This window comes from Clostridia bacterium, assembly GCA_024653205.1.
In the GTDB taxonomy this organism is placed as follows: domain Bacteria; phylum Bacillota; class DSM-521; order Neomoorellales; family SLTJ01; genus JANLFO01.
In genome coordinates this window covers 1-25242 of the sequence record JANLFO010000006.1, presented here as the reverse complement: position 1 = coordinate 25242, position 25242 = coordinate 1, and the positions used below count along the sequence as shown (strand labels likewise).

General features: G+C 62.1%; 27 protein-coding genes, 1 pseudogene and 1 riboswitch. Of the genes and pseudogenes, 3 read left to right on the top strand and 25 right to left on the bottom strand.

The window, feature by feature from the left end:
- The first annotated feature begins 311 nt into the window (after nucleotides 1-311).
- Nucleotides 312-533, top strand: a complete 222-nt coding sequence (locus tag NUV99_04465; GenBank protein ID MCR4419375.1) for a NifU family protein — start codon at nucleotides 312-314, stop codon at nucleotides 531-533.
- Between the two features lie 30 nt (nucleotides 534-563).
- Here NUV99_04465 and NUV99_04460 read toward each other — a convergent pair whose 3' ends face one another.
- The 15 genes from NUV99_04460 to pgeF all read right to left on the bottom strand — a co-directional run bounded on the left by NUV99_04460 (nucleotide 564) and on the right by pgeF (nucleotide 13259).
- Complete coding sequence (locus NUV99_04460; GenBank protein MCR4419374.1) at nucleotides 564-1388, bottom strand: hypothetical protein; 825 nt, start codon at nucleotides 1386-1388, stop codon at nucleotides 564-566.
- A 6-nt stretch (nucleotides 1389-1394) separates the two neighbouring features.
- Complete coding sequence (locus NUV99_04455) at nucleotides 1395-2183, bottom strand: sulfide-dependent adenosine diphosphate thiazole synthase (GenBank protein ID MCR4419373.1); 789 nt, start codon at nucleotides 2181-2183, stop codon at nucleotides 1395-1397.
- A gap of 46 nt (nucleotides 2184-2229) precedes the next feature.
- Nucleotides 2230-2334, bottom strand: a riboswitch (TPP riboswitch).
- 210 nt (nucleotides 2335-2544) lie between these two features.
- Nucleotides 2545-3630 (bottom strand): tRNA 2-thiouridine(34) synthase MnmA, encoded by a 1086-nt coding sequence (gene mnmA / locus NUV99_04450; GenBank protein MCR4419372.1) that lies wholly within the window; start codon nucleotides 3628-3630, stop codon nucleotides 2545-2547.
- 85 nt (nucleotides 3631-3715) lie between these two features.
- Nucleotides 3716-4534, bottom strand: a complete 819-nt coding sequence (fdhD, locus tag NUV99_04445) for a formate dehydrogenase accessory sulfurtransferase FdhD (GenBank protein ID MCR4419371.1) — start codon at nucleotides 4532-4534, stop codon at nucleotides 3716-3718.
- 67 nt (nucleotides 4535-4601) lie between these two features.
- Nucleotides 4602-5573: a cysteine synthase A gene (gene cysK, locus NUV99_04440; protein MCR4419370.1), complete on the bottom strand. Its 972-nt coding sequence runs from the start codon at nucleotides 5571-5573 to the stop codon at nucleotides 4602-4604.
- 180 nt (nucleotides 5574-5753) lie between these two features.
- A complete protein-coding gene (locus NUV99_04435; protein ID MCR4419369.1) occupies nucleotides 5754-6896 on the bottom strand; it encodes an aminotransferase class V-fold PLP-dependent enzyme in 1143 nt (380 codons plus the stop codon).
- A 12-nt stretch (nucleotides 6897-6908) separates the two neighbouring features.
- Nucleotides 6909-7931 (bottom strand): ThiF family adenylyltransferase, encoded by a 1023-nt coding sequence (locus NUV99_04430; protein ID MCR4419368.1) that lies wholly within the window; start codon nucleotides 7929-7931, stop codon nucleotides 6909-6911.
- 69 nt (nucleotides 7932-8000) lie between these two features.
- Entirely contained in the window at nucleotides 8001-9158 is a 1158-nt protein-coding gene (nifS, locus tag NUV99_04425; protein ID MCR4419367.1) for a cysteine desulfurase NifS, read from the bottom strand.
- A 55-nt stretch (nucleotides 9159-9213) separates the two neighbouring features.
- Nucleotides 9214-9483, bottom strand: coding sequence for a MoaD/ThiS family protein (locus NUV99_04420; protein MCR4419366.1), 270 nt, complete (start codon nucleotides 9481-9483; stop codon nucleotides 9214-9216).
- Nucleotides 9484-9578: 95 nt separating this feature from the next.
- The gene (gene nifU / locus NUV99_04415) at nucleotides 9579-9947 is read right to left on the bottom strand and encodes a Fe-S cluster assembly scaffold protein NifU (protein ID MCR4419365.1); all 369 of its coding nucleotides are present in this window, start codon (nucleotides 9945-9947) and stop codon (nucleotides 9579-9581) included.
- A 1-nt stretch (nucleotide 9948) separates the two neighbouring features.
- The gene (locus NUV99_04410; protein ID MCR4419364.1) at nucleotides 9949-10395 is read right to left on the bottom strand and encodes an Rrf2 family transcriptional regulator; all 447 of its coding nucleotides are present in this window, start codon (nucleotides 10393-10395) and stop codon (nucleotides 9949-9951) included.
- 120 nt (nucleotides 10396-10515) lie between these two features.
- Nucleotides 10516-11025 (bottom strand): HIT domain-containing protein, encoded by a 510-nt coding sequence (locus NUV99_04405; protein ID MCR4419363.1) that lies wholly within the window; start codon nucleotides 11023-11025, stop codon nucleotides 10516-10518.
- 107 nt (nucleotides 11026-11132) lie between these two features.
- Complete coding sequence (locus NUV99_04400; protein MCR4419362.1) at nucleotides 11133-11423, bottom strand: carbohydrate-binding protein; 291 nt, start codon at nucleotides 11421-11423, stop codon at nucleotides 11133-11135.
- A gap of 77 nt (nucleotides 11424-11500) precedes the next feature.
- Nucleotides 11501-12127: a hypothetical protein gene (locus NUV99_04395; GenBank protein ID MCR4419361.1), complete on the bottom strand. Its 627-nt coding sequence runs from the start codon at nucleotides 12125-12127 to the stop codon at nucleotides 11501-11503.
- 46 nt (nucleotides 12128-12173) lie between these two features.
- Nucleotides 12174-13259 carry a peptidoglycan editing factor PgeF gene (pgeF, locus tag NUV99_04390; GenBank protein ID MCR4419360.1) on the bottom strand — a complete coding sequence of 362 codons (1086 nt, stop codon included), beginning with the start codon at nucleotides 13257-13259 and terminating at the stop codon, nucleotides 12174-12176.
- Between the two features lie 220 nt (nucleotides 13260-13479).
- Here pgeF and NUV99_04385 point away from each other — a divergent pair, with 220 nt between their 5' ends.
- Nucleotides 13480-14238, top strand: coding sequence for a LysM peptidoglycan-binding domain-containing protein (locus NUV99_04385; GenBank protein MCR4419359.1), 759 nt, complete (start codon nucleotides 13480-13482; stop codon nucleotides 14236-14238).
- A gap of 56 nt (nucleotides 14239-14294) precedes the next feature.
- Here the strand turns inward: NUV99_04385 and trxB are convergent, their stop codons facing one another.
- The 6 genes from trxB to NUV99_04355 all read right to left on the bottom strand — a co-directional run bounded on the left by trxB (nucleotide 14295) and on the right by NUV99_04355 (nucleotide 20788).
- A complete protein-coding gene (trxB, locus tag NUV99_04380; protein ID MCR4419358.1) occupies nucleotides 14295-15215 on the bottom strand; it encodes a thioredoxin-disulfide reductase in 921 nt (306 codons plus the stop codon).
- 228 nt (nucleotides 15216-15443) lie between these two features.
- The gene (locus tag NUV99_04375) at nucleotides 15444-16748 is read right to left on the bottom strand and encodes a peptidoglycan DD-metalloendopeptidase family protein (GenBank protein ID MCR4419357.1); all 1305 of its coding nucleotides are present in this window, start codon (nucleotides 16746-16748) and stop codon (nucleotides 15444-15446) included.
- Nucleotides 16749-17165: 417 nt separating this feature from the next.
- The gene (gene scfB / locus NUV99_04370) at nucleotides 17166-18629 is read right to left on the bottom strand and encodes a thioether cross-link-forming SCIFF peptide maturase (protein ID MCR4419356.1); all 1464 of its coding nucleotides are present in this window, start codon (nucleotides 18627-18629) and stop codon (nucleotides 17166-17168) included.
- Nucleotides 18619-18783: a six-cysteine ranthipeptide SCIFF gene (gene scfA / locus NUV99_04365; GenBank protein ID MCR4419355.1), complete on the bottom strand. Its 165-nt coding sequence runs from the start codon at nucleotides 18781-18783 to the stop codon at nucleotides 18619-18621. Before scfA ends, scfB begins: the two co-directional genes overlap by 11 nt.
- 156 nt (nucleotides 18784-18939) lie before the next feature.
- Complete coding sequence (locus NUV99_04360) at nucleotides 18940-20325, bottom strand: MATE family efflux transporter (protein MCR4419354.1); 1386 nt, start codon at nucleotides 20323-20325, stop codon at nucleotides 18940-18942.
- A 19-nt stretch (nucleotides 20326-20344) separates the two neighbouring features.
- Nucleotides 20345-20788, bottom strand: a complete 444-nt coding sequence (locus tag NUV99_04355) for a MarR family transcriptional regulator (protein MCR4419353.1) — start codon at nucleotides 20786-20788, stop codon at nucleotides 20345-20347.
- A 255-nt stretch (nucleotides 20789-21043) separates the two neighbouring features.
- Between NUV99_04355 and NUV99_04350 the strand changes: the two are divergent.
- Nucleotides 21044-21389, top strand: a pseudogene (locus tag NUV99_04350) (DUF2148 domain-containing protein).
- Nucleotides 21390-21457: 68 nt separating this feature from the next.
- Here NUV99_04350 and NUV99_04345 read toward each other — a convergent pair.
- From NUV99_04345 to NUV99_04330, 4 genes are all read right to left on the bottom strand, one after another.
- The gene (locus tag NUV99_04345) at nucleotides 21458-22753 is read right to left on the bottom strand and encodes a TRAP transporter large permease (GenBank protein MCR4419352.1); all 1296 of its coding nucleotides are present in this window, start codon (nucleotides 22751-22753) and stop codon (nucleotides 21458-21460) included.
- Nucleotides 22743-23249, bottom strand: a complete 507-nt coding sequence (locus NUV99_04340) for a TRAP transporter small permease (protein ID MCR4419351.1) — start codon at nucleotides 23247-23249, stop codon at nucleotides 22743-22745. Before NUV99_04340 ends, NUV99_04345 begins: the two co-directional genes overlap by 11 nt.
- Before the next feature lie 168 nt (nucleotides 23250-23417).
- The gene (locus NUV99_04335) at nucleotides 23418-24509 is read right to left on the bottom strand and encodes a TRAP transporter substrate-binding protein (protein ID MCR4419350.1); all 1092 of its coding nucleotides are present in this window, start codon (nucleotides 24507-24509) and stop codon (nucleotides 23418-23420) included.
- A 257-nt stretch (nucleotides 24510-24766) separates the two neighbouring features.
- The coding region (locus NUV99_04330; protein MCR4419349.1) for a group II intron reverse transcriptase/maturase at nucleotides 24767-25242 on the bottom strand (476 nt) is incomplete at its 5' end.

The window sequence follows — 25242 nt, the reverse complement described above, 5'->3', positions numbered from 1 at the left end:
CCATCTGTCGTGCCAGAATCAATCCCGGCGCCTCCGGGTTGATGTCCGCAATCCCTACCACGCGCACATCGGCCATGCCCTGCAGGGCCTGCAGTATTGCTCGACCCCCGTGGCCGCCGCCGACGATGCCTACTCCTAGCACCCCCATTAACCACCGCCTCCTATTCGGTTAGTCGGAACGAAGGCCTCGCGCCTAGATTCTTTTTGTCCGGGCAGGCCCCAACTCCTTCCGCGGCCCCAATTTTTTCTCCCCCAAAGACGGTTTGTGGTACAATAGGAGCAAGGCTCTGGAAAGGTGGTGGAGAAGCCTGATGAAGGAGAAAGTGGAAGCCGCGTTGGCGAAAATCCGGCCCTCGCTCCAGGCCGACGGCGGCGACGTGGAACTGGTCGGCGTCAACGACAACGGAGTGGTTACCGTTCGTCTCACCGGTGCCTGCGGCGGGTGTCCCATGGCTACCCTGACCCTGAAGCAAGGTATCGAGCGCACCCTCAGGCGGGAGGTTCCGGAGGTAACGCAGGTAGTGGCCATCTGAGATGCGAGGCGGCCCCGGGAAAGGATGATCTCACCCGGGGCCGTTTTCGTCTCCCGGGCCGGAAAGGAAGAGCTTGCGGCAGGTCGGGCAAAACTCGTAAGGGCCTGGAAGCTGGGAGCGGAGCATTTCCTCCTGCCAGTGGGGGTTAAACAGCCGGCAATAAAGGTCAGAGCAGAAGGGATCGCCCCGCAGGCGGTAGGCCACGGCCTGGGCCAGAAACCCTTTTAGGACTTCCGTGAGGCGGGGATCGTCGTAGTCGAGGTAACTCTGAGGATCCAGAGCCGCGTAGGCGGCCAATTCCGCGCCGGCCAAACCCAGCAAGTAACCTTGCTGCCTGGCCAGATAATACGCCCGCGGCTTGGCCGGGCCCTCTACGGCTCCGGAAGTGGAAACAATGCAGGGGTAACCGAAAAGCACTACCCGGCAGTGATACCGGCCGCCGGGATCCGGGGTGGCCAGCAGCTGATTGGTCAGTACCAGGTGTAGGTGCTTCCGGGTACGCTCCTCGGGCGCGATCAGCGCCCGAAGGACGGCCATGACCCTCAAACCCTCGTAAAGAATCCCCATCGCCCGGCCGGCCGGATCGGTAAGGCGGCGCCGCTCGTAGGCTGTTTCCGGAGGCAGGGGCGGTTGGCGCCGGCGGCCGGAAGGACCCAACCTGGCCTCGGCCCAGGCCGAGGCCAGATCTTCCAGTCGCGCCTCCCTGTCTGTCTTCGGCAGCCTTTCCAGCCAGTAACGGACGAATTCCGGCCGCAACTCTACTTTCGCCCAGGGACAGAGGGCGGCCAGGTAGGCGGCCAGCTCTTCTTCTCTAAGGTTCTCTACCCGCGGTTCGGCGTAAAGCAGGATGCGCATCGCAGCTCAACTCTTCCGGGCCAGAACCTCCTGCACCACCCGGGCGGCTTTCTGCCCGGAAAGCAGCATGGCGCCGAAGGTGGGGCCCATGCGGGGAAGACCGAAGGTGGTGGAAACCGCCATGCCCGAAACCACCAAGCCGGGGAGCACCTCGCCCGTGTGTTCCACTATTAGGTCCTCGGAGCGGTCCACCCACATGGCGCCGAAGCCCACGGTCTTGATCATGCCCCGCTCCTCCGCCTTTTTCACCACCACGGCGTCGTGGCCCGTGGCGTCTATGACCACCCTGGCCTCCAGGGCCACCGGGTCCACGCAGGTGATTTCCCGCGGCAGGGCACTGATGGGCGTCCAGTTGATCACCACCCCGCCGATGCGGCCGTTCTCCCGCACCACCAGGTCGTCAAACAGGGTCATGTTGGCCACCTTCACCCCGGCATCGCAGGCGGCGGCGATAAGCTTGGAACAGGCATGCGGCCCGTCGGCGACGTAAAGACCGCGCACCGCCTCCTGGTAGGGCACTCCCAGCTCGTCGAGCAGGCGGTGGGCCGGGGCCCGCAGGGTGACCTTGTTCATGAGGTAGCCGCCGATCCAGAAGCCACCGCCCAGGTAATTGTTACGCTCCACCAGCAGCACCTTGCAGCCTTGGCGGGCCAATTCCCGACCGGCCATCAGGCCGCTCGGTCCCGCTCCCACGATAATAACGTCGCTTTCCGCGTACTCCTGGAACTGCTGCAGGTAACCGCCTACAATGGCCCGGGTGACATCCTTTTCGCTTACCGCCTCGAAAATAGGCATGAGATTATCCTCCCCAAAAACGAATTAGGCCGCTCCGGTAGAGAGCGGCTGCGATTTACCGCTTTCCCTACGCTGGCATTACCCAGGTCAGGTTCCAGGGGTCAGTGCCAAGGCACTTTCTCAGCCCGCAAGGGCTCCCCCAGCGGTTGCACGTTCATTGTAGCACGGCCGGCCGGAAAAGTAAACCTATGCAAAACACTAATGAACAGGCCCACCTTCTTGTGCTTGGGTCCTTCGCCCAGGGCCCGCGCCAAGCCCTGGCAGAACTCCAGGGCGTGACCGTGAAGAGGGTAAAGTAACCGGGCCGAGAGTGAGCGGGGTAATCGCCCAGACCACCCGTTCTGCCCTGCCAAAGCATCCTTTACAGGACCCGTTCGATGGTGCCGCCGCCCACTACCAAGTCCTCTTGATAATAGACTACGGCCTGACCGGGAGTAATAGCCCACTGGGGCTCGGCAAACTCCACCCTGGTTGCTCCCCCGTGGGACTCTAACCGGGCTCGGGCCGGGGGAGCCATATGGCGCACCTTAGCCTCGATTTCCAGCGCCGGCGGGGGGAGATCAAAGGGGATAAAGTTGTTGTCGCTGGCGGTAAGCGCCCGGCGGTAGGCCAGCTCGGCCGGCCCCACTATCAGGGCGTTGCGCTCCCGGTCCAACTCGAGAACGTAGGCCGGGTAGCCCAGGGCCAGGCCCAGGCCCCTCCGCTGGCCAATGGTATAGTTGGCCAGACCCCGATGTTGGCCCACCACTTTTCCTCGGCAGTCTACTATCGGTCCCGGCTTCAGCGCCTCGGGAGCCCGGGCGCGGATGAACTGGCGGTAGTCTCCTACGGTGACGAAACAGATTTCCTGGCTTTCCGGTTTGTCCGCCACCCGCAAGCCTAAGGCCCTGGCTTTAGTGCGAACTTCTTCCTTGGTAAGCTCGCCCAGCGGAAGCAGGGTATGGGCCAGCTGCTCCTGGGTAAAGGTGTAGAGGACGTAGGTCTGGTCCTTGCGCTTGTCCCTGGCCCGCCGTAACAAGTAGCGACCGCGGTCCGGGTCGTACTCCCGGCGGGCGTAGTGGCCCGTAGCTACGTAATCCAGGCCCAGGGCCCGCGCCTTGCTCAGGAGGGCCTGAAACTTTACTTTTCGGTTGCAGGCAATACAGGGATTGGGGGTGCGGCCGGCCAGGTACTCGCGGACAAAGTAATCGATCACCTCTTGCTCAAACACCGAGCGGAGGTTCAGCACGTAATGGGGGATCCCCAACACCCGGGCCACGCTCCGAGCGTCCTCGACCGCAGCCAGGGAGCAGCAACCGGTTTCCCCGGGAGGCAGGGGTGCATCCACCGGCCAGATTTCCATGGTTGCCCCCACCACCTCGAACCCCTGTTCCTTCAGCAAAGCGGCGGCTACCGCGCTGTCTACTCCGCCGCTCATGGCCACCATCACCTTGCGGCGTTCCTCCATTAACTGTCCACCACCCGCGTGCCTCGATAATCCCTGATTGCCGCCCGCAGCCAAACGGCGGACCGGCTTGCCAACCGCGCGTCAGTCATGGAATGCAGGCCTGTTCCCCAGCGATCGGGCAGCCAAGTCGTTCCGGATGGGAATAGGCGGATAGACGTTTACCGCGTGTACGACCCACAAGAGCGATACCCAGACCCCAAGCCAGTGAAACCGCCCTCCCTGTGGGCGTACGCAGTGAAACAACAACGGGGACACGCATCTTCGCCGCCTTGAGCACCATCTCCGATGAAATGCGACCGGTGGTCAGAAGTAGCCGATCTGCGGTTGATAGCCCCCTCAACATACACTCGCCCTGGATTCTATCCAAAGTGTTGTGTCGGCCGATATCCTCGGCCACAACCAGCAGGCTTTTTCCGTCGGCCAGCGCTGAAGTGTGCACCCCGCCACCTGCCCGGTAGAGCTCCATTTGCTTCAGGAACTCTCTCATCAGTAATAACACTTCCGTTGGTGAAACCACAAGCTCCGAATCGACCTCCTGCCCAGGAGTCTTGAAAACTGCACCGCCACCGCACCCCGTGGAGAGGGTCCGCCGGGTGGGCAACTTTTGCTCGGGGTTCTTCAGTCTTACATCGGCCAGAGATTCGTCCTCACATACCCGCATGGTTGCCACGTCCTCAATGCCGGAGATGATTCCTTCGTTGTAAAGGAATCCAAGGACGAGGCAATTGAGTTTGGTTGGAGTGCATAGGACGGTAACGAGTTCCTGCTGATTTACATAGAGTGTCAGCTCCATCTCGTAAGGGACGTGAACTGAACCTGTAACCCATCCCTCCTCCGAAAAGCGGGCGCATGTTACTTCCTCTAGACCTCTCATATCCGATAGGCCAATGGTTTCCCTGTTCATCTTCCCAATCACCTCATAAACAATTGCCGTGAGGATCAGCCTGCTGTCCCCAAGATTAGTGGTGCATTTATCCCGTCTGGCTATCCCTAAAAAGCCAGGTGCTGAGGTAACGCTCCCCGGTATCGGGCAGAACAACCACAATCAATTTGCCCTCGTTTTCGGGCCTCTCTGCCACCTGCAAGGCGGCCCAGGCGGCAGCACCCGAAGATATGCCCGCCAGAATTCCTTCTTCTCGTGCCAGGCGCCTGGCCATCAGGCCCGCATCCTCGTGGCGGACCCGAATGATTTCGTCAACAAGCTCTACCCGCAGTACTTCGGGCACAAAGCCGGCACCGATGCCCTGGATCTTGTGCGGTCCCGGCCGGCCGCCGGAGAGCACGGGGGAATCTGCCGGTTCCACGGCGATGGCGCGAAATCCCGGCTTGCGGCTCTTGATAACTTCCGCCACGCCGGTAAGCGTTCCTCCCGTCCCCACCCCGGCCACCAGGATGTCCACCTGCCCCTGGGTGTCGCGCCAGATCTCTTCCGCCGTAGTCAACCGGTGGATCTCCGGGTTGGCGGGGTTGCGGAATTGCTGCGGCATAAAGGAATTGGGGGTCGCGCGCGTCAATTCTTCCGCCTTTCTTACCGCCCCTTTCATTCCCTCCGCTCCGGGCGTCAATACCAGTTCTGCCCCCAGAACGGCCAAAAGCTGCCGACGCTCCAGCGACATAGTATCGGGCATGGTCAGAATCAGGCGGTATCCTCTCGCCGCGCACACAAAGGCCAGGGCTATGCCGGTATTGCCGCTGGTCGGCTCGATGATCACCGTGTCCTTATCGATCAGACCTTTCTCTTCTGCATCCAGGATCATGGCCACGCCGATGCGGTCCTTAACGCTTCCGAGGGGATTGAAGGATTCCAACTTCGCCAATACCTGCGCCTTTGATCCGGCCGTAATCCGGTTCAGCCTGACCAAGGGAGTATTTCCGATGAGCTCGGTGCTGTCCCTGGCGATGCCCCGGGTGATTTCCGGCAGCTCGATCCCCTTATACCTCATCCTTCTGGTCTGCCCTCCCTCTCCGTTTAGGGGTGAACGGCGCCTATCCCTCGCTCTCGGCCACGCCGGCTACTCCCTCCCCCTTCACTTCCTTATAGACCCCAGCACAGGCGCCTTCCCGTCCTGCCGGGGCAGTCTGAACCCAATCCAAGTTGATCGGTTCCACCCTGCGGGGAACACCTATGCAGATGCTGCCAAATCCCTTACCGCGGCCACCGCCTGCTCGATTTCCTCAAGGGTGTTGAAGTAACCCGGGCTAAAGCGAATGCAACCCGCAGGGAAAGTCCCTATGGCCTGGTGCGCCCAGGGAGAGCAGTGCAGCCCAGTCCGCACCGCAATACCGTAAACGTGGTCCAAGACCGCGCCCGCGTCCGCGGGATCCCAGTGAGCAAGGTTAAAACTCACTACTCCGGTGCGCCGGCACGCTTCCGCCGGTCCGTAGAGCTTAACCCCGGGGATAGACCCCAGTCCCTCCAGCAGGCGGCCCACCAGCGTCTCCTCATGCCGCCGGACCTGGGCCAATCCCACCCTTTCCAGGAATGCCACCCCCGCTCCCAGGGCGGCTATGCCCACCGTGTTCGCAGTGCCGCTCTCCAGACGATCCGGGTAGGCCTCGGGCTGTACCGGGCTCTCGGAGCGGCTACCGGTGCCCCCTTCCCGCCAGGGCGAGAGCGGGATTTCGTCCTTGAGCACCAGGATGCCCACCCCGGGCGGGCCCAGCAGGCCTTTGTGGCCGGAACAGGCGAGCAGGTCGATCCCGTCTTTCTCTACGTCTATGGGAAGGTGGCCGGCGCTCTGGGCGGCATCGACCAGCAATAGCAAGCCGTTCTCCTTAGCTATCCCGCTAATCTCACCCAGGGGTTGGATGGTTCCCAGTACGTTGGAGGCATGCTGGACCACAATAAGCCGGGTATTGGGCTTGATGGATCGGCGTAAGGCTTCAAGGTCGACAACACCTTCAGAATCAACGCCCACCCGGGTGAACTCTACCCCCAGCCCGGCCAGGCGATTAAGAGGCCTGGCCACGGAATTATGCTCCAGGCAGCTCGTAAGCACGTGATCACCTGGTTGGAGCAATCCCTTGAGAGCCATGTTGAGGGAATCGGTGGCGTTGAGGGTGAAGACCACCCGTTCGGGGGCCGGTGCGCCGAAGAAACGCGCTATGCGAGTTCTGGTTTCCAGAACTACCCTTTCCGCCTCCCTCGCCATACGGTGACCCGCCCGTCCCGGATTGGCCCCCGCCTCGCGCAGAAACCGTTCCATCACCGTGTAAACTTCTTCCGGCTTTGGCCAGGAGGTAGCCGCATTATCCAGATAGATCATCTTGCTCACCTCTTAGGCGCCGACAAAGCGGGCGTAGAGCGTCTTGGCCACCATAACATCGTCCGTGCCTTTGACTATGGCCCGGCCGTCGCCGAAAACGACCAACTGGTGATTGGCGGTTCGAAAAGTCACCAGAAACCCATTAGAGGAAACCTCGCCCAGCGGTTGAAGCTTTTCCGCCAGGGCGGCGAGATCCACCGCCGCCGGGCGGTCGGGAACCACCTGAACCGCGTTGCGGCCGCAAAGGTTGGTCGTCCGCAGACCAACTTCGCCGGCCAGATAGCGGAAACTGCCCTGGACGCAGACCGAACAGGCAGGATTCCTGGCTGGAGACGAAGTGATATAGGAGTTCTCCCACAAGTCAAGTATAATCAGTTCACGGTTCACAGCGTCCCTGGCGCCGGTAAGTAGCTTAAGCGCTTCGGCCGTCTGCAGCGAGGCGATCACATTGGGCACGGGATTGATAATGCCGGCGGTATCGCACGTTTCTCCCGGGTGGACGGTGCTGGAAGGGAACACGCACTCCAGACAGGGCGTTTCCCGGGGGATAACGGTCATGGTCATGCCCGTGCTGCCGACGCAGGCGCCGTAAACCCAAGGAGTATTAAGCTTTACGCAGGCCTCGTTAATTAGATAGCGGATCTCGAGGTTGTCCGTGCCGTCAAGAACGAGGTCCATCCCCGCCATAAGCTTTTCTATGTTGGTGAAGTTTACGTCCTCGACCACGGCTTCACAATGGATTTGGGAGTTAATCTGTCTCAGCTTGTTGGCCGCGGCCACCGCTTTAGGCAAGGCCAGGGCGGCATCCTGCTCGTCAAAAAGGATTTGGCGCTGCAGGTTAGACTCCTCAACAAAGTCCCGGTCGACAAGCCGCAGGCTTCCTATGCCGGCCCGGGCCAGATTGTTGGCCAGAGTGCTGCCAAGCGCGCCGAGACCGACGATCAACACCTTACTCTTTGCCAGCTTTTCCTGGCCGCGAGGACCGATCGGCGGAAAGAGAATTTGCCGGGAGTACCGCTCCCTGGTTTGCTCCATGGCTCCTTTTCCTCCCCAAATGCAGGTGATCTGAAGGCGCCCACGCTTGAAGCGGGGTACAGTCGTCGCCTAGTACCGAAGGGGCGACATGGCGCGCAAGCGTTCGACTATGGGGGGCAGAATCTTCAAGACGTACTCCACGTCCGTCTCCTGGTTATCGCGGCCGAGCGTCAGGCGTAAGGAACCCTGGGCGATCTCGGGCGGCAGTCCCATGGCCAGAAGCACGTGAGAGGGCTCGAGGGAACCCGAAGTGCAGGCCGAGCCGCTGGAGGCGGCCACCCCCTGGAGGTCAAGGCTCAGCAGCAAGGATTCGCCCTCAACATACTTCACACAGACGCTGGCGTGGTTGGGCAATCGCCTCTCACGGTGGCCGGTGATTACCACCTCGGGGATACGCTCTGCAACGCCTTCTAAGAGCCGGTCCCGAAGGGCGGAGAGCCGCTTGCCCTCGGCAGCTAATTCCTGCTTGGCCAGGGCGGCGGCTCTTCCGAAACCTACAATCCCGGGAACGTTCTCCGTGCCCGGCCGCCGGTTCCGTTCCTGACCCCCACCGTGGAGAAGGGAGTTCAAGCGTCTCCCCTTCCGGACGTAAAGGGCGCCCACCCCCTTGGGGCCGTAGATCTTGTGCGCCGACAGGCTCAACAGGTCTACTCCCAGTTCCTCTACGTTAACCGGGATTTTTCCGGCGGTTTGCACGGCATCGGTATGGAAGATAATGCCTCTTTCCCTGGCCAGTCGTCCGATCGCGGCTATGGGCTGGACAGTCCCCACTTCGTTGTTGGCATGCATGATGCTGATCAGGATGGTTTCCGGACTAATGGCGGCGGCCACTTCCTCCACGCGGACCAGGCCTTCCCCCGTGACCGGCAAGTAGTTAACCTTGAAGCCCTGCTTTTCCAGATACCGCATAGTATCCAGGACCGAGTGGTGCTCGATACCGGAAGTGATAATGTGCCTGCCTTTTGCTGAATTGGCGTATGCCGCCCCGATGATGGCCAGGTTATTTGCTTCCGTACCACCGCTGGTAAACACTATCTCCTCTGGTCTGGCGGAGACAAGCCGGGCCACTTCCTCCCGCGCCTGCTCCACGGCCTTCTTGGCCTCTTGCCCCCACTGGTGGAGGCTGGAAGGATTGCCGTAGGCCTCCCTCAGGTACGGAAGCATGGCTTCTACGACTTCCGGTCGTACCGGCGTGGTAGCACTATGGTCAAGGTAGACTCTGCGCATGGATGATTGCCTCCCGATCTCGCCTTAGATCCGCCCGCAATCCCCCACAAACCCATTAACCACCCCCGATGGCCACCGGAATGATCCGCAGTTGATCGCCGTCGGCCACCGCGTAATCGAGTTCTTCGGGATAGGTGCTCTTGTCGTTGCAGTAGATCTCTACCCAGTTCCGCAGCCCCCCGCGCCGGTCAAACAAGGCTTCTTTCATGGTCGGATAACGCCGGACCAGGGCGGCCAAACATTCTTTAACCTTCCGCCCCTCCACCTCCACGGTTTCCTGACCATCCGTTAGGGGTTGGAACAGGGGATGCACGATTACTTGCACCCGCAAGATTATCCCTCCTTAAGTATTATGATCATTTTAGTAGACTCTTCGTCAGCACTTACCGGCTCATGGTTCTTGCGTCTGTGATGCCAGGGCTAGTGACGGGACAGATAATCCTCGATGGCCTTTTTCAAGGCATCGGCGGCGAGATTGGAGCAGTGCATCTTCTCGGCTGGCAATCCGCCCAGGGCTTGGGCTACCGCCCGATTGCTGATTTGCAGGGCCTCCTCGATCGCCTTACCTTTCACCATTTCCGTAACCATGCTGCTGGTGGCAATGGCGGCGGCACAGCCGAAAGTCCTGAACCGGATCTCCGCGATTACTCCGTTTTCTACCCGTATTGAGATTCGCATCACGTCTCCGCATACCGGGTTTCCCACCTGCCCTACACCGTTGGCGCCCTCTACTTCGCCGACGTTGCGCGGGTTTAGAAAATGATCCATTACTTTCTCCGAGTACTGCATGTCAGTACCTACGCTCCTCCTCGGATTTGGCCCCTTCAGTTGAGGCACACATATCCGCTAAAGTGACCGAATCCAGGACCTCCGCAATGGCACCCCGAAGGCGGGCCCAGATCAGCCGGGCTACGCAATAGTCGGCCCGCTGACAGTCCTCCGGCTGCTCCTCGCTCACGCAGTCTACGGGAGCAATGGGGCCCTCCAGGGCCCTAACCACGTCCCCCACCGTGATCTCTCCCGGCGGTCGGCCCAGCATGTAACCTCCACGGGAGCCGCGTACGCTTCTCACCAGGCCGTACCGGCGCAGGCCCAGAAAAAGCTGTTCGAGATACTGTTCCGACAGACCCTGACTTTCGGCCACGTCCTTCAAACGGACGGGCCCTTCTCCGTAACGGCGGGCCAGATCGTACACCGCCCTCAACCCGTACCGGCTCTTCGTGGAAAGCTTTAGCATGCCGAACACCCCACGCCTTCATTATAACTAAGTTTATCAGTTTGGTCAAGTTTTTGCTAACACCAGCAAATTCATTAACGGGCTCGGTGAAACCAGAACTGCCGCCCAAAACCGGACGACTCAGCGTATTTCGGGTTCCTGAGCCCTCGCCAGGCGCTCCCATATCGGGCGCAGACGGGCATAAGTGGTCTCCAGGAATTCGGGCAGCACCCTGGTCCGGCCGATTACCGGCATGAAATTCGCGTCACCTTCCCAGCGCGGCACTACGTGCCAGTGCAGGTGTCCGGGCACTCCGGCTCCGGCCACCCGCCCCAGGTTAACCCCCAGGTTGAATCCGTGCGGACGGTAGGCCTCCTTGAGGGCCGCCACCGCCCGGGTGAGAAAGCTGACCGTTTCTTGCCATTCCTGGGGAAGAAGTTCTTCCAGTTCCCCCACGTGCCGGTAAGGCGCCACCATCAGGTGCCCGTTGTTGTAGGGGTAAAGGTTCAGGAGCACATATGCGTGGTCGCCGCGGGCAAGAAGGTAGTTGGCGGCATCGTTCCCTTCCCGGGGTTTCTGGCAGAGAATGCAGCCTGGCGGCTGCTCCTTGCCCACGTATTCCCCCCGCCAGGGAGCCCACAGAAGTTCCATGTTTTCACCCCCGCCCATTGTACACCATGGGCGGTGGTTTGGAAAGAAAGAGGCGGCGCTTCCGGCCGCCCCTATGCCCACTAGCCCGCAGACTCCAAATCGATAACCTAGAGTACGTCAATCTTCCAGTTCATCCCGCTGTTGTTGTCCCAGTTATTGGCACTATCCTTGAAGCAGAAGTTGATCTCCCGATCACCCTGAACCAGGACGTTCGCCCGGCAAGTTCCGTCGGGCTGCCAGGCCATGGCCGTGGTCCCTACGTTCCTCCACCCGTCAAAGCCGTAGTGCAGCCAGACGTTGTCCGCCCCGCTGTTGACCAGCAGCCCCTTGTAACTGATGCTCACGTACTGCCCCCGGCGAACCGGTACGGGCTCTACGGAAATCCTGGGATCGCTCACATTTTCACCTCCCAAGCCGGTCATCTCACACCTTTAACTTGGGACGGCCGTACTCAAAGTATAGCTAGCAATTTCTGTTACCCTGCCCACCGTTTGAAGCCCGTCTCCAGTTCCCCGGGTTCCAACCCCAAGCCGGCGCGCAAGGCCTGGGAAAAGGTTTCCCCCCGCCCCAGGGCCGCCAATAGACCCCGGATTGTTTCTGCCCCGAAATTTCTCGTCAGGTACTCCACCAGACCCAGGGACTGCCGGTAGGCCAGTTCCTGGTCCGGCAGGCGATCGAAGTCTTCGTCCAAGGCCGGCAAGGCGTACCACCCCGATCCGGGAGCCGCGATCTCGTCAAGCCTAACCTCCGCACCGGTTACGATTCGCTCGGCCTGCTGCGCCAGGCCTTCGCCGAGCCAGCGCGGGCAGTTGCCTCCGGTACGACAGTCAATCAAGAGGTGGGCCAGTTCGTGGGCTACCGGCCCTTCTCGGCGAAAGGCCAGGGCCCTTTGCTGCGGGTCTTCAACCCGGAGCCAGGCCGAAGGGGAAAGGATCCGTATTACCCCGGCCCAGTAAACGCCCATGGCGCCGTCCTCCGGGCCCCAACCCAAGCCTTCGCGCAAGCTCTCCCGGTCACGATGGACGAGCAGAAGGATGGGCAAGTCCTCCCGTACCTTCAGGAAGTCCCTTACCAAACCGTACTGCTCTTCGGCGGTGGCCAAGACCAGCCGGGCAAGGGACGGATCGGTGCCAGGCTCGTAACGCAGTTCAAATCCCTCTCCGGTCAGGGCTGGCCAGTGGGCCGTCTCCCTCGCCGCCTCCCACCGATAGAGACGCCGAAACCAACCGTAGAGGACCGCCTGCAGGCGGTTGGGATAGGCCCCCCGGGCCAGCACGGCCTGCCGGACCGCCCACAATGCCGCTGTGGCCAGCAGTAGCCCTCCCACTACCGAAGGCCAGGCCAATAGCTTCTCCCCCTTTTCCTCTCCCGTAACGCCCTTCCGTAAGGCTTATGACGGCGGCAAAGCGGCCGGTTACGCCCCGGTCGCGCCGAAAACTATAGAACCAGTACCGGTGGCAGGAGGTGCAGGGTGCGAACCGGCTTATCTGCTCCCGGCGCAGGCCGGCCTGCAAGAGCAGCTGCACGTTGGCCGCGCCCAAATCCACCCGCCACCGATCGTCATCCCGCACCGCCCAGGTGCGGGTATCCGGGCCTAACCTCTGCCTCAGGGCGGCCACTACTTCTTCCCCCACCTGATAACAGCAGGGCCGTATGTGCGGGCCCACCACCACGCGCAGGGCGGAAATCCTCACGCCGAGGGCTGCTTTCAGCCGCTCGACCGTGGCCACCGCCACTCCGGCCGCCGTTCCCCGCCACCCGGCGTGGGCTACCCCCACCGCCGCCGGGCGGGGGCAGTAAAACAGCAGAGGAACGCAGTCGGCAAAGTAGGCGGTCAACACCGGCCCGGCCGCGGAGGTTATCAGGGCGTCGGCCGCGCCGAGCTCCGCTCCCCGCTCGCTTCCCTCCCCAATCTCCCACCCATCAACCATCACCACTTCGGCGCCGTGAACCTGGCGGACCCAGGTCCAATTCTCCGGCCCTACCCCCAGGTCCCGGGAGAGGCGCCGGCGGTTCTCCCACACCGCCTCCGGTCGGTCGTCGGTGGTAAGACCCAGGTTAAGCTCGGCATACGGCCCCCGGCTTACCCCGCCCCGCCGGGTCGAGAAGGCGGCCAGGACCGGCCCGGACTCCCATTCCAGCACCCGGAAGAACTCCGCCTTTTCTCCCCGGACCCGCCGCACGGCGGCCGGCCTTAGCTCACCCAACCCCTTTCCCCAGAAAACGCAGGCCATACCCGAATCCCGTCCTCGAATTCCGTCCGTGCTCCTGCCACAGTTGTCGCCCCGCCGGGCATCTCGGCATCCCGGAGCGCAACCCCGGCGGGAGCGAGGCTCCGGGCCGGGTGACCGGGGCGCATTGCGCCGCAGGTGCGCTCTCGGGCGGGGTCCCGCCGGGAGGTATAGGCATTGACCTTTCCGGCAAGAATATGGTCCTGAGGTGATGGAAAACTTTATGAGCCGATGTAGGTGGGCCCTGGCCATCGTACTGGCGGGCACTTTTTTGATTTCCCTGCCGGCCACTGCGGCACAGGGCCTATACACCGTGCGACCCGGCGACACCCTCTGGGAAATTGCCCGGAAGTACGGTACCGAAGTCCAAACTCTTAAGGAGCTGAACGGTTTAAGCGCCAACCTCATCCGCCCCGGTCAGGAACTCAAGTTACCTGCCGAGGCCGAAGAGCGGTCGGAAAACGCGAGGTTGTACGTGGTACGGCGCGGCGACACCCTGTGGCACATTGCCCGCCGCTACGGAACCACGGTACAAGCCCTGAAGGACGCCAACCGGCTGGCCACGAACCGCATCTATCCCGGCCAGCGCCTGCGCCTGCCTCCTCCGAAGGAGACAACCGGGATTAACGACCCCGACTTTTACTGGCTGGTGCGGGTGATATCGGCCGAGGCCAAGGGCGAGCCCCTGCTGGGGCAGATCGCCGTAGGCGCCGTGGTTCTGAACCGGGTAAAGAGTCCTCGCTTCCCCGACACCATTACCGACGTAATCTTTCAGCCCGGCCAGTTCACGGTAGTGGCCGACGGGTCCATATACCGTGAGCCGGTGCAGAGCGCCTATACGGCAGCTCGCCTGGCACTTAGCGGCTACGATCCCACCGGCGGCTCCCTATACTTCTACAATCCCAAGACTGCATCCCGCTCCAATTGGATCCGCACCCGGCCGGTGGTAAGGGCGATCGGCCGCCACCTATTCGCCTCCTAAGCAAAATCGGGCTAGCACCCTTTTGGGGGCCTCCCCTTCCCGGGGGGCCCGTTTTATTAGGACCCCTCCGACAGATAGTGCTCGGCCGCCGCCGCTGCCAGGGCGGCATCGCCCACTGCGGTGGCCACCTGCCGCAAGCTCTTGGCCCGCACGTCGCCGGCGGCAAATACCCCCGGCAGGGAGGTTTTCATTTCCCCGTCGGTGAGGATGTAACCGTTCTGGTCGAAGTTCAGGCCCTGGTTGGCAAAAGGGGCGGTGTTGGGTTCGCTGCCGATGAAGACGAACACGCCGTCCACCGATTCTTCGAACCGCCGCCCGCTCCTCACCTCCAGCAACTCCAGGCCCTCCACCCGGTCCTTCCCAAGAATCCTCCCTACCACCGCATTCCAGATAAAGCGCAGCTTGTTGTTCGCCCGCGCCCGTTCCTGAAGCGCGCGGCCGGCCGCCAAACGGTCCCGGCGGTGGATCAGCACTACCTCCCGCGCCCACCGCGTCAGGAGTAGCGCCTCCTTGACCGCCGCGTCGCCCCCGCCGACCACCGCCACCTTCTGATCCCGGAAGAAGGCCCCGTCACAGGTGGCGCAGAAGGAAACCCCGCGGCCGAGCAACTCCTCCTCGCCGGGCACGCCCAGCCGGCGCTGCCGCCCTCCGGTAGCCACTATGAGCGCCCGCGCCCGGTATTCACCGCCGGAGGTCCAGAGCGTCTTGGGTGAGGTGCCAAGGCTTACCCGGTCCACCGCCTCCAGGCGGATTTCGGCGCCGAATCGCCGGGCCTGTTCCAGGAACTTGTCCATCAGTTCCTGGCCGCCTATGCCTTCGGGAAAGCCGGGATAGTTCTCAATGGTATCGGTCAGCGCCGCCTGTCCTCCCGGAAGCTGGGCTTCAAAAACTACGGTTTTCCAGCCGCCCCGGGCGACGTAGACCGCGGCCGTAAGCCCGGCAGGCCCGCCGCCCACTATCGCCACATCGTACACCATATGCACCCTCTCTTGCCTCTCCGTCTGGTTTTTGCGATCTCCCCGAGGCAAGAATACCACCCTCACCTTTTCGGGGCAACCCCGGCGCCCTCTGGCACTTTTCCCCGTCCGTCCCGTACCCTTGGCAACACAACACTCGGTGAGGGAGCACGGCGCCTTCAAAACGACCGGGGAGGAAACCTGCTTCCTCCCCGGTCCGGTATGGCTATCCGGTCTTCAGCCCGGCCGTCACAAGTAGTTATAGGGGTTGCGCGGCGAGCCGTCCACCAGCACTTCAAAATGCAGGTGCGGACCTGTTGCCCGCCCGCTCTCACCCACGCTTCCGATGCGTTGCCCCCGCTCTACCGCTTCCCCAACCTCAACCGCCACACTGGACAGGTGCGCGTACCGCGTCACCAGACCGCCCCCGTGGTCGATCACTATCATTCTTCCGTACCCGCCCTCGTAACCGGCGAACACCACGGTCCCGGCCGCCGCCGCCCGTACCGGAGTTCCCGAAGGCGCGGCGATATCCAGCGCCGGGTGGAATTCGCGGCCTCGGTAGCCGTAGGTGGAAGTAATCCGACCGGAAACCGGCCAGCTCAGGACAGCAGGCGCCTCGCCGCGCGAGGCCACCACCAGCCGCTTGGTCCCCCGGGCAATCACCTTGGCCACCGGCTCCCGGATCACCCGGCGGTCAACCTCGCTGCGGGACACGGTCATCCCGTTGCGCTCCACAACCCTGTAGGTGACCGCCCGTACACCCGGTTGGCCCTCCTGCCGCACCTTCTCCTGCCCGCGATACAGAGAGCTATCCTGCCGGATTTCCACCGGGTAGGGAATGCGTTCTTCTTCCTGAACCTCTCGGGTAACCACGTAGTGAAGAGGCGGTTCAACCCGGACCAGCCGCAGCTCGTCCCCTATCTGCAAGAAGTCGCCCTGAAGCTGGGGGTTGGCCGCCCGCAATTCCTCTACCGAGGTGCCGTGGGCCCGGGCTATGCTCCACAGCGAATCGCCGGCCGCTACCGTATACCTGGCGGTATAGGGAACCCCCTCTCGTAGCAACTGTACCGCCGTTTCCGGGGCCACGACCTCGCTGGTCAGGACCTCACCGGACTCAACCTTCACTTCTTCTTCCGTATCTACCTCAAGCACCTTGCCCTCGCCGGCCAGGTAGGCTTCCTTGACCTCGTCCAGCACCTTCTCCGCCACCTGCCGGTCCCTTACCCAGGCCACGATCTTGCCGTCCACCCGAATGGCCGCCGCTTGCACCGTAAACGCCAGCGCCCGGCGCAGGGCCTCCTTTAGCTCGGCGGGACCGGCTACCTGGGCCGCCGGAACCCTGACCGGCACCAGGCTAAGTTCCCGGCAGTTCTCCGGCTCTACCCAGCCCTGGGCGGTCAATTCCCGTTCCAGTTCGGCTACGGCCTGCTTTACCTCCGCCTCGGAGCCCACTACTCCTACCGTGCGCCCTGCTACTTCCACGGCCACGGCATTCGGCCGTGTGAGGAGCGACGCCAGCACGACCAGAGCAAGAGCGGCAACCAGAGCCACACCAGCGATCCTGAGGCGGGGGTATCTGATCAGCAGCTGCGACCCCACCCGGACTCTGTTTGCCCAGCCCTCCTGCGCAAAGAACGACCGGCCTTTGTGCGCCCAGTTTCGAGCGGTGGAAGCTGCCTTACGGGCCCACTGTCCCGGGCCGCCGAGAGGTGGAGGGGAAGACCTCTTCCCCTTGGATTTTCCCTTTCCTGACCCGTTGCCTTCGCCGGTCCGTCCGCCGGGCCTGCGTCCCGCGGCCCTAACAAGAGGAGCGGTCTTTCCGGCACCCTTGCGACTCTTCCCGGGTCGCGACCGCCCCCTAGGTCCGCTCCTCCATCGCAACCACCTTCCCTCCCCCGGAAGTAGCAATTCAGAGCCCGCCTCCGAAGTGGCGCGGCTTACAAAAAAGAATGACGTTTAAATTATATTTTAGCCCTCCCGGGCTGTAAAGTCGGCCCGTCCGGCGTTTTTGCCCACGCATTGAAGGTACAGGGCGCATTCCAGCCGTTTCCTCACCAGTTCGCAGCTCAACGGGTGCGGTTTTTGCAAGTCGCCGTAATACAGCCAGCTGGCCGCGTGACATCCTCCTCCGCAGAAATAGCGGGCCCAGCAGGAACGGCATTCCTCCCGGCTCAGAACGTTGAGGCCTGCAAACCGGGCTTGAAGCTCCCGGTTCACCACCCCCCGGGCCAGATCGCCCAGGAGAAACTCAGCCTGGCCCACAAATTGGTGGCAAGGATAGAGGTTTCCGGAAGGGCTAACCGCCAAATACTGATGGCCGGCACCGCAACCCCGGAGGCGTTTGGGCAGGCAAAGCCCGGGTTCCAGATCAACCTGAAAGTGGAAGAACAAGAACTCGCGGCCTTGGCTCTGTTCCGCCAGGCATAATTCTACCAAACGGTCGTATTCGCTGACCAGGATGGGATAATCCTCCGGCCTCAGGGCGTAATCCTCCTCCGGAGGGGCCACCACCGGCTCCAACGAGATGCGGCGCAATCCCAGCTCCAGGAGATGGGCGGCATCCCGCGAGAAGTCCGGGTTGAAGCGGGTAAAGGTACCCCGGATGTAGTAGTCCGGAGAAGGATCAGGGCCGCCTCGCGAGGACACCGCCTCCAGAATGCGCGGCACGACGTAGGCGTAACTTCCCCGGCCGTCAGGCAGGCGGCGGAAACGGTCGTGCACTTCCTGCCTTCCGTCAAGGCTCAGGATGAGCTGGACCCGGTGGCGGTTCAGGAATTCGAGCTTTGCCCGGTCGAGTCCCAGGGCGTTGGTGGTAAGGGTGAAGTGCAGGTTCTTTCCCTGCGCCCGGGCCGCCACCTCGCCGTATTCGATTGCCTTCCGCACCACCGGGAAGTTCAGCAGGGGTTCGCCGCCGAAGAAATCGACTTCCAGATCTGCCCCCGGGGGGGACTGGGAAAGAAGATAATCCACCGCCGCAAGCGCTATTTCCGGCGGCATGAGCTCTGCCTCACCGCCGAAGCGCCCCTGGCCGGCGAAGCAGTAAGTACAGCGAAGATTGCAGGCATGGGCCACGTTCAGGCAGAGCGCCTTGGTCCAGGCAGGGGCGAACAGGGCTTCTCGCTCCGCCTCTCCGCAACTCAGGCGCGCCAGCGGATCTGGGCCCAGAAGCCAGCCCCGGCGGTGAAACTGCTCGAGTTCCGCCCAGGCCTCTTCCACTTCCGCGGCCGAACGGCGGGCAGCCACCTCCTGCCGCGCCACCCCGGCTCCTCTTCCGGCGGTCAGGGCTTCCAGCAGGTCGAAGGCCAGAGCGTCGAGCTCGTAAACCGCCGCCGTATTGGCGTCCAAGAGAAAGGCCCGGTCGCGGTACCGGAACCAATGCACGTCCTCGCGCCGGGCCAGCCGTTCCCACCAGCTTCCCTCGCTAGCCTTCATGGCTCGGCTTCTGTCTCTCCGGAGCGGCACACATCTGGTTACCAACGGTGAGCGAGGTCTTACAGGCCGACTGGCAGGACACCCCGCAGCGCTGGCAGTCCGGCAACACCGGGTTGGCCAGTAAGGGCTTTACCAGCAGACGCACATGCTTCATGGAAGCTCCTCATCCCTTTCCCAGGCAGTGCTTTAATCTACCGTACGCCCATAATTATAGCCCCTGGGCCCTGCCCCTGCCAATCCCCCGCTCCGCTGATGTATCCAGGAACCCGTCAATGGCGCCGGCGAGGGCACAGGTCGGCCCACCCACGGATTAGCCTCGGTCTGCCGGCGAGTTCGCCAGTTCCAGAAGCGGCATCCTGCCCTCCGCCAGCCTTCGCAGTTCGCGCAAAATGAACACGGCGGTTATGATGGCCGAGCCGATATCGGCCAGCGGGGCCACGCGCCATATGCCCTCCAGCCCCCAGATCCGAGGTAAGATCAGGAGCAGGGGAATGAACAGAAGTACCTGGCGGGACAGGGTCAGCAGGGTGGAATGGACCGGCTTTCCCACGGCTTGAAAGTATCCCGCACTTATGACCTGGAAGCCCGCGGTGGGAACCAGCAGGAAGAACCACCACAGCACGTGGGCGCCCAGACGTACCAGTTCCGGGTCATCGCGACTGAACAGGGAGAGCAACTCCTCCGGCCAAATTCTGGTCACCAGGAAACCCGCAAACACCACCCCCGTGGCTCCCAGGATGGCCAGTTTCAGGGTTTCCCGTACCCGGCCGAAGTGGCCGGCGCCGTAGTTGTAACCGACAATGGGCTGGGCCCCCTGCGCCACACCGATCACCGGCATGAGGAGGAAGGTGCCCAGGCTGAAGACTATCCCCATGGCGGCGATGGCCAGGTCGCCGCCGTAGTAGGCCAGGCTACGGTTTAAGATCACCTGCTGCACGCTGTTGATCCCCTGCATCACGAACTGGGGAATTCCCAGGGAGGCTATGCCCAGGCATACCCCCATCCGGAGGCGCAGGTTGGGCAGGCGGAGCTTTAGCAGGCTTCTCCCGCGCAGGTAATAGCCCAACGCGATCGCCGCTCCTATACCCTGAGAAATCACCGTGGCCAGGGCAGCCCCCCGAACCCCCATTCCCAAGGGGAACACCGTGAGCCAGTCCAGGAATATGTTGGTTCCCGTGGCCACCATGGTTATAAGCATGGGCACGGACGGATTGCCCTCGGCACGGATCATATGACTCAGGCCGAAGCCCACGCTCATCAATGCATTTCCGGCCAGAATGACTCGCATGTATTCCGCGGCATAGGGCATTATGGCCGGGCCGGCCCCGAAGGCGGCCAGTATTGGCTCCAGGTACCTCAGCCCAAAGAGCGACAGCCCCGCTCCGGCCGCCAGCAATAGCACCAGGGCGTTGCCGGCGATGAGTTCCGCCGCCTCTTTTTTACCTTCTCCCAGCCTCAAGGATATGGAGGCGGTCGCTCCCAAGCTGATAAGGGCGGAAATCGCCATGGAGATGATCATTATGGGGAAGCCCACGGTTATCCCGGCAATGGCCAGCGAACCCACGGCCTGCCCCACAAACATCCGATCGACAACATTATATAGGGCGTTCACCAGCATGGAGGCTATGGCGGGCAAGGAAAACTCGACCAGCAGCCGCCCCGGGCGCCCCCGCCCCAATCGGTCGGACCGGTTCACCCACACCCACCCCCTGTCTCTAGAGTTTCCTCATGATCCCTACCGCCACTTCCAGGCTGGCTATAAGCCGCTCTATTTCGGCCGCGTCCGCATCCTTTAGATTCTGCATCAGGATGGCCTGGTGGGCCTCGATCGTCTTTTCCATATGTCTCCTTCCCTCAACCGTGAGGGATACCAGGGTCTGACGGCGGTCTCGAGGGTTTATGCTGCGCCGGATCAAACCCCTTTGTTCTAAAGAATCCAATAAGCTGGTCAGGCTGCCTTTTTCCAGGTCGAGCTTGGAGCTCAGCTCCGTGGCCGTGCGGACGCCCTCGTGAAAAAGAAGCGCTACCAGCTTCATCTGGTTCTTCTTCAGCCCGCCGGCGGCATCGTATTTGTGCCACGCCCGGAAGAACTTCTGGTGGCCCAGGGCCATTAGCTCCACCAGCAGGCGGTGTAAGCGGCGCGCCGCCTCTGCCTCCATAGGGAATCCTTCCTTCCGGATAAGGTTCGATTTCTTACTATAAGTATCCTAATCCTCCCTGTCAACCCGCAGAGTCCACCGGGTGACCCGGCGTGCGGCAGGAAAGCGCTACGGACGGCAAAAGGCACCGCCGCTCGGCTGGAGGCACCCGCGCCCTTTCGCGACCGCAGGCGGCAGTGGCCATTCCCCTGCCCCGGCAGGTAAAATAAGGGTATGATAAACGTGTTTGCCCTCAACGGGGACGAAGTCCGGCGCTCGGCGGCCGTTCTGCTGGTAGGCCTGAAGGGCGTCCGCACGGCAGGGCTGGAGTGCGGCGCCTGCGGGCACGCACAGTGCCGGGAACTACCGCCACCGGGAGGCAGGCCACTTCGCCGGTCCCACGTGCGCCTGGCGGCTGGTAGATCTGGGAATTGCGGTGGGCTCGGCGGTCAAGACCGCGAGCCTGCACAACGTGGATAACCGCATTATGTACACTATAGGGGTGGCCGCCCGCAAGCTGGGCCTCATAGAGGCCGAGATTGCCGTAGGCATTCCCCTGTCGGCCACCGGGAAAAACATATACTTCGACCGCTTTGATCCCGTGCGCGAGCACGCCCGCTAGCCAATCGACGCCAGACAAAGCCCAGGCCGCCCAAAAAAGCGCGGCCTGGGCTTTCGACCGTGGCGGTACTAGCGCATGAGATCGGGCAGGAAGGTGGCCAATTCCGGGAAGACCATGATCAGAATAGTGGCGCCGATGAGGGCCAGCCAATAGGGTGTAGTCCCCTTGAAGACCGTCTCCGACCTCATCTTGGTAATCGCCGCGGTTACCAAGGAGATTATGCCTACCGGAGGAGTGAGGAAGGCCAAAAGGGCAAAGAGTATGGAAACAACCCCGAACCAGATGCCGCTGTAGCCGGCACCGGTAAGCAGCGGGTAGAACAGGTTGGTAAATATTATCAGAATAGCCATCTCGTCCATCACGAAACCGGCGGCGAAGTAAATGATAAACACCAGTAACAGGAGCAAGGTAGGGCTCACTCCCGCCAACGCCTCCTTGATCAAGAGCGGGAGATGGCTGATGGACATGAAGTGGCCGAAGATGACCCCGCCGACGATTACCAGCATCAGCATGGCTACGACCTTGACGGTTTCTCTGAAGGCTTCTATGAAGCTGCGCCAATTCATCCGCCGCGTGAAAAGGAAGTAGAGCAGGGAGAGAAAGGCTCCCATGGCCCCGGCTTCCGTAGGGGTAAAGACGCCGCCGTAGATACCCCCGAACATCAGCAGGAAAATGGCCGGGATGGGCCATACCAGTTTGGTGACCGCGAGCTTCTCCTGCCAGGTGCTGCGGTACGCTTCCGGGGCCACCGCGGGGTTTAGCTTGGCCCATGACCAGGCCACCAGGCCGAGCAGGCCGGCGGCGATCAGCCCGGGTATGATCTCGGCAATGAGCAGCTTGCCGATGGGCTCCTGGGTAATGACGCCGTAAATCACCATCACCGTGCTGGGCGGGATCAGGATTCCCAAAGTGCTGGCAGAAGCCACCGTACCGGCGGCGTAGTCCTCCCTGTACTTGTGGGCCAGCATCGGCGGAACCGCCACCGTGGCCATGGTGGCGGCGCTGGCGATGCTCGAGCCGCATACCGCCGCAAAGGCGGAGCAGGCTCCTACCGTGGCCACGGCCAGACCGCCGCGGATGTGCCCGAACCACGCGTTGAAGGCGCGAAAAAGGTCCTTCCCCACGCCGGTGGTACCCAGGAACAGCCCCATCAAGACGAACATGGGGATAACGCTGAGGCTGTAGCCCTTGGCGGTTCCGAACACGTCCGTGCCCAGCTTGGCCAGGGCTATATCCGGCCCGGTAAGGTAGGCGTAACCGGTTACTCCGACGAACAACAGGGCAAAGGCGATGGGAAAGCGCAAGACCAGGATAAGGAACAGTAAGGCGACGAAACCTAGCGCACCGACCAGTTCAGGACTCAACCTCGATCTCTCCCTTACCCAATCTTCTGGCCGCCTGCACCAGGTCCCAGGTCAGGCTCAGGCAGAACACCAGGGCTCCGGCTGCCGTGGCCAGTACCCAGGGAAACAGCGGCTGACGCAGCACGGTAGTGTACTGGCCGGTCTGTGCCAGGCGCTGCGCGTAGGCCAGCAGTTCCCAGAAACAGAGGAAAAAGGCGGGTACCGACACCACATACAGCAGGAAGTCGATCAGCCGGCGTACGAGGCTCGGAAACCGCTCGAATAGGAAGGTGATGGTAACATAAACCTTCTCTGCCTGGCCGTAGGCCAGAGAGGTAAACACGGCCACGGCCAGCAGCACCTCGGTCAGCTCGAAGGTACCGGTAATGGGCCGATTGAACAGAAAGCGGCCCAGGACATCTCCCACCGTCAGAAACATGATGGCCCCGGCGGCCACCGCACTGACCCACAGGGCCCCGTGGGTACACAGGTCAACCACCCGCTTAAAGCGCCCCACCTTGGGACGACCCTCCTCTCTGGAATCACCAGATTCCCGGCCCGGGGCCGCAGGCAAGGCTCTGGCCCCTCCTACCTGCCCCGGGCCGGCAGCACAGTCCAACTTCCGCGCCCTAACAACACCTACCCGCACACTGCGGAGGCGGGTGTCGTGCCGATCCGTTCCACCCTACTTTACGTTTTCGTACTTGGCCGCCAGGCTCTTGGCCGCCTCGTAGACCTGCCGCGCCGGCAGGCCTTTGGCTTCCATATCGCTCAGCCACTTTTCAATCAGGGGATCTATGGCCGCGTGGAACTTCTGCATTTCCTCCGGCGGCAGGGAGCTAAGGGCAATATTCGATTCCTGGGCTACCTTGCGGCCGTGTTCGTCCTCGGCCACGTAAAGCCGGCCGATCTTCTCCGGGAAGCTCTTGAGCGTCTCGGTCATCACCGCCTGGTCCTCCGGCGACAGCTTGTTCCAGGAGTTCTGGTTCATCACCATGTGCAGCGGGGTGGCGTACATGTTCATCTCCACTACGTACTTGATTACTTCCTTCAGCTTGAAGGAGTACAGAGTGGAAGCGGGCAACACCGTGCCGTCGACTATGCCCTTACCCAAGGCATCATAGGCGTCCGATACCGGCATGGTCACCGGCACCGCACCCAGGGCGGCCAGGACGTCGTTATAGATGGTGCTGGGAGCGCGGATGCGCAGTCCTTTGAGGTCGGCCAGGGTTTTTACCGGCTTGTTCACCAGGAAGTGCCCCAGATCGGTGGTGCCGTACCAGAGCACCTTGAAATCCTTGTACTCTTGCTGAAGCCCGGGCTGGGTCTGCATTAATTCCCAGGCCACGAGGTTGGACTGCAGCGGCGACTTGAAGAGGAAGGGGAATTCGAGGATGCTGGTGAGGGGGAACCTTCCCGGGGTGTAGGCCGGCAACACCAGCCCGATGTCTACTGCCCCGGACAGGGTAGCATCCACATTCTCGGTCGCGCCTACCAGTTCGTTGGCCGGATAGACGTAAATCTTCACCCGCCCGTTCGTCTTTTCCGCCACTTCCTTGGCCCAAGGTTCCAGTACCTCGGTGTGCAAGGGATGCGCAGGAGGCATGAAGTGTGCGAGCTTCAGGTCCACGGTTTTGGCGGGCTGCGCCTCGCCACCGGCCGGCGGGGTGGCCGCTTCCTTCTGGGCGCAGCCGGCGATGGAGAAGGCTAAGGCAAACAGCACGACAACGCACCACGTCGGCACCTTACCTCTGGACACCCGTCTGAACCAGGACACCGCCGACAAGACCTCCTTCCTCTAATAAAGAGGGATTAAGATTTTGTTAAAGATATCACTAATAACTTCTATCACATCTGGGGACGAGATATCAAGCGTCAACTTTGCCGCCATTCTGGTTTTGACAGTAGCCTGTTAACGATCCAAAGCGATTTTTCACTCTCTTTTGCTCTTTTGGCCGGCAACTTCGTTTATGATGCCAAAGTCCAACAACTGGCTCCCAATCGAGTAGGAGGGGGCGGCTAGCCCCCGTCCTCTCACACCACCCGGCATGCGGGTCCGCACCGGGCGGTTCGCCAAGCTTGACGAATGTTATGGTAACGTGCGGTCAAACTCATCAGGCCCCGGGCTTCCCAGTAGGTGTTGCCCAGGGCTCTATTCATCGGCCCATGGGACATCCGCCACGGCCCTTTACGGGCGTTGGCGAAGTGGTGAACCACCTCTTCTGGTAGGCCCAAAGCGCGCAGTTCGCGGTAGCGGGTGCGGACTCGCTTCCACTGCTTCCAGAGGCACATCCGCAGGCGGCGTCTCATCCAGCCTTCGATGCTCTCAAAGACGCTGGGTGTTTCAGCCAGGGCGAAATATCCCATCCAGCCGCCCATATAGGCGTTAATCCGCTTAATTCGCTCTTCCATGCTAACGGGTTTGCTCCGGGAAGTGAATTCCCGGATTTTATTCTTGACCCGCTCGATGGTTTGCGGAGCCAGGCGGACGAGGACTTTTCCCTGGTTCT

Excerpts from the sequence above, each read along its gene's own strand:
- NUV99_04465 (MCR4419375.1), top strand. The coding sequence starts at position 312 with ATGAAGGAGAAAGTGGAAGCCGCGTTGGCGAAAATCCGGCCCTCGCTC.
- NUV99_04385 (MCR4419359.1), top strand. The coding sequence starts at position 13,480 with ATGAGCCGATGTAGGTGGGCCCTGGCCATCGTACTGGCGGGCACTTTT.
- nifU (MCR4419365.1), bottom strand. The coding sequence starts at position 9,947 with ATGCAGTACTCGGAGAAAGTAATGGATCATTTTCTAAACCCGCGCAAC.
- fdhD (MCR4419371.1), bottom strand. The coding sequence starts at position 4,534 with ATGAACAGGGAAACCATTGGCCTATCGGATATGAGAGGTCTAGAGGAA.
- NUV99_04460 (MCR4419374.1), bottom strand. The coding sequence starts at position 1,388 with ATGCGCATCCTGCTTTACGCCGAACCGCGGGTAGAGAACCTTAGAGAA.
- scfB (MCR4419356.1), bottom strand. The coding sequence starts at position 18,629 with ATGAAGGCTAGCGAGGGAAGCTGGTGGGAACGGCTGGCCCGGCGCGAG.
- cysK (MCR4419370.1), bottom strand. The coding sequence starts at position 5,573 with ATGAGGTATAAGGGGATCGAGCTGCCGGAAATCACCCGGGGCATCGCC.
- scfA (MCR4419355.1), bottom strand. The coding sequence starts at position 18,783 with ATGAAGCATGTGCGTCTGCTGGTAAAGCCCTTACTGGCCAACCCGGTG.
- NUV99_04435 (MCR4419369.1), bottom strand. The coding sequence starts at position 6,896 with ATGATCTATCTGGATAATGCGGCTACCTCCTGGCCAAAGCCGGAAGAA.
- mnmA (MCR4419372.1), bottom strand. The coding sequence starts at position 3,630 with ATGGAGGAACGCCGCAAGGTGATGGTGGCCATGAGCGGCGGAGTAGAC.
- pgeF (MCR4419360.1), bottom strand. The coding sequence starts at position 13,259 with ATGGCCTGCGTTTTCTGGGGAAAGGGGTTGGGTGAGCTAAGGCCGGCC.
- NUV99_04410 (MCR4419364.1), bottom strand. The coding sequence starts at position 10,395 with ATGCTAAAGCTTTCCACGAAGAGCCGGTACGGGTTGAGGGCGGTGTAC.
- trxB (MCR4419358.1), bottom strand. The coding sequence starts at position 15,215 with ATGGTGTACGATGTGGCGATAGTGGGCGGCGGGCCTGCCGGGCTTACG.
- nifS (MCR4419367.1), bottom strand. The coding sequence starts at position 9,158 with ATGCGCAGAGTCTACCTTGACCATAGTGCTACCACGCCGGTACGACCG.
- NUV99_04455 (MCR4419373.1), bottom strand. The coding sequence starts at position 2,183 with ATGCCTATTTTCGAGGCGGTAAGCGAAAAGGATGTCACCCGGGCCATT.
- NUV99_04405 (MCR4419363.1), bottom strand. The coding sequence starts at position 11,025 with ATGGAACTTCTGTGGGCTCCCTGGCGGGGGGAATACGTGGGCAAGGAG.
- NUV99_04430 (MCR4419368.1), bottom strand. The coding sequence starts at position 7,931 with ATGGAGCAAACCAGGGAGCGGTACTCCCGGCAAATTCTCTTTCCGCCG.
- NUV99_04355 (MCR4419353.1), bottom strand. The coding sequence starts at position 20,788 with ATGGAGGCAGAGGCGGCGCGCCGCTTACACCGCCTGCTGGTGGAGCTA.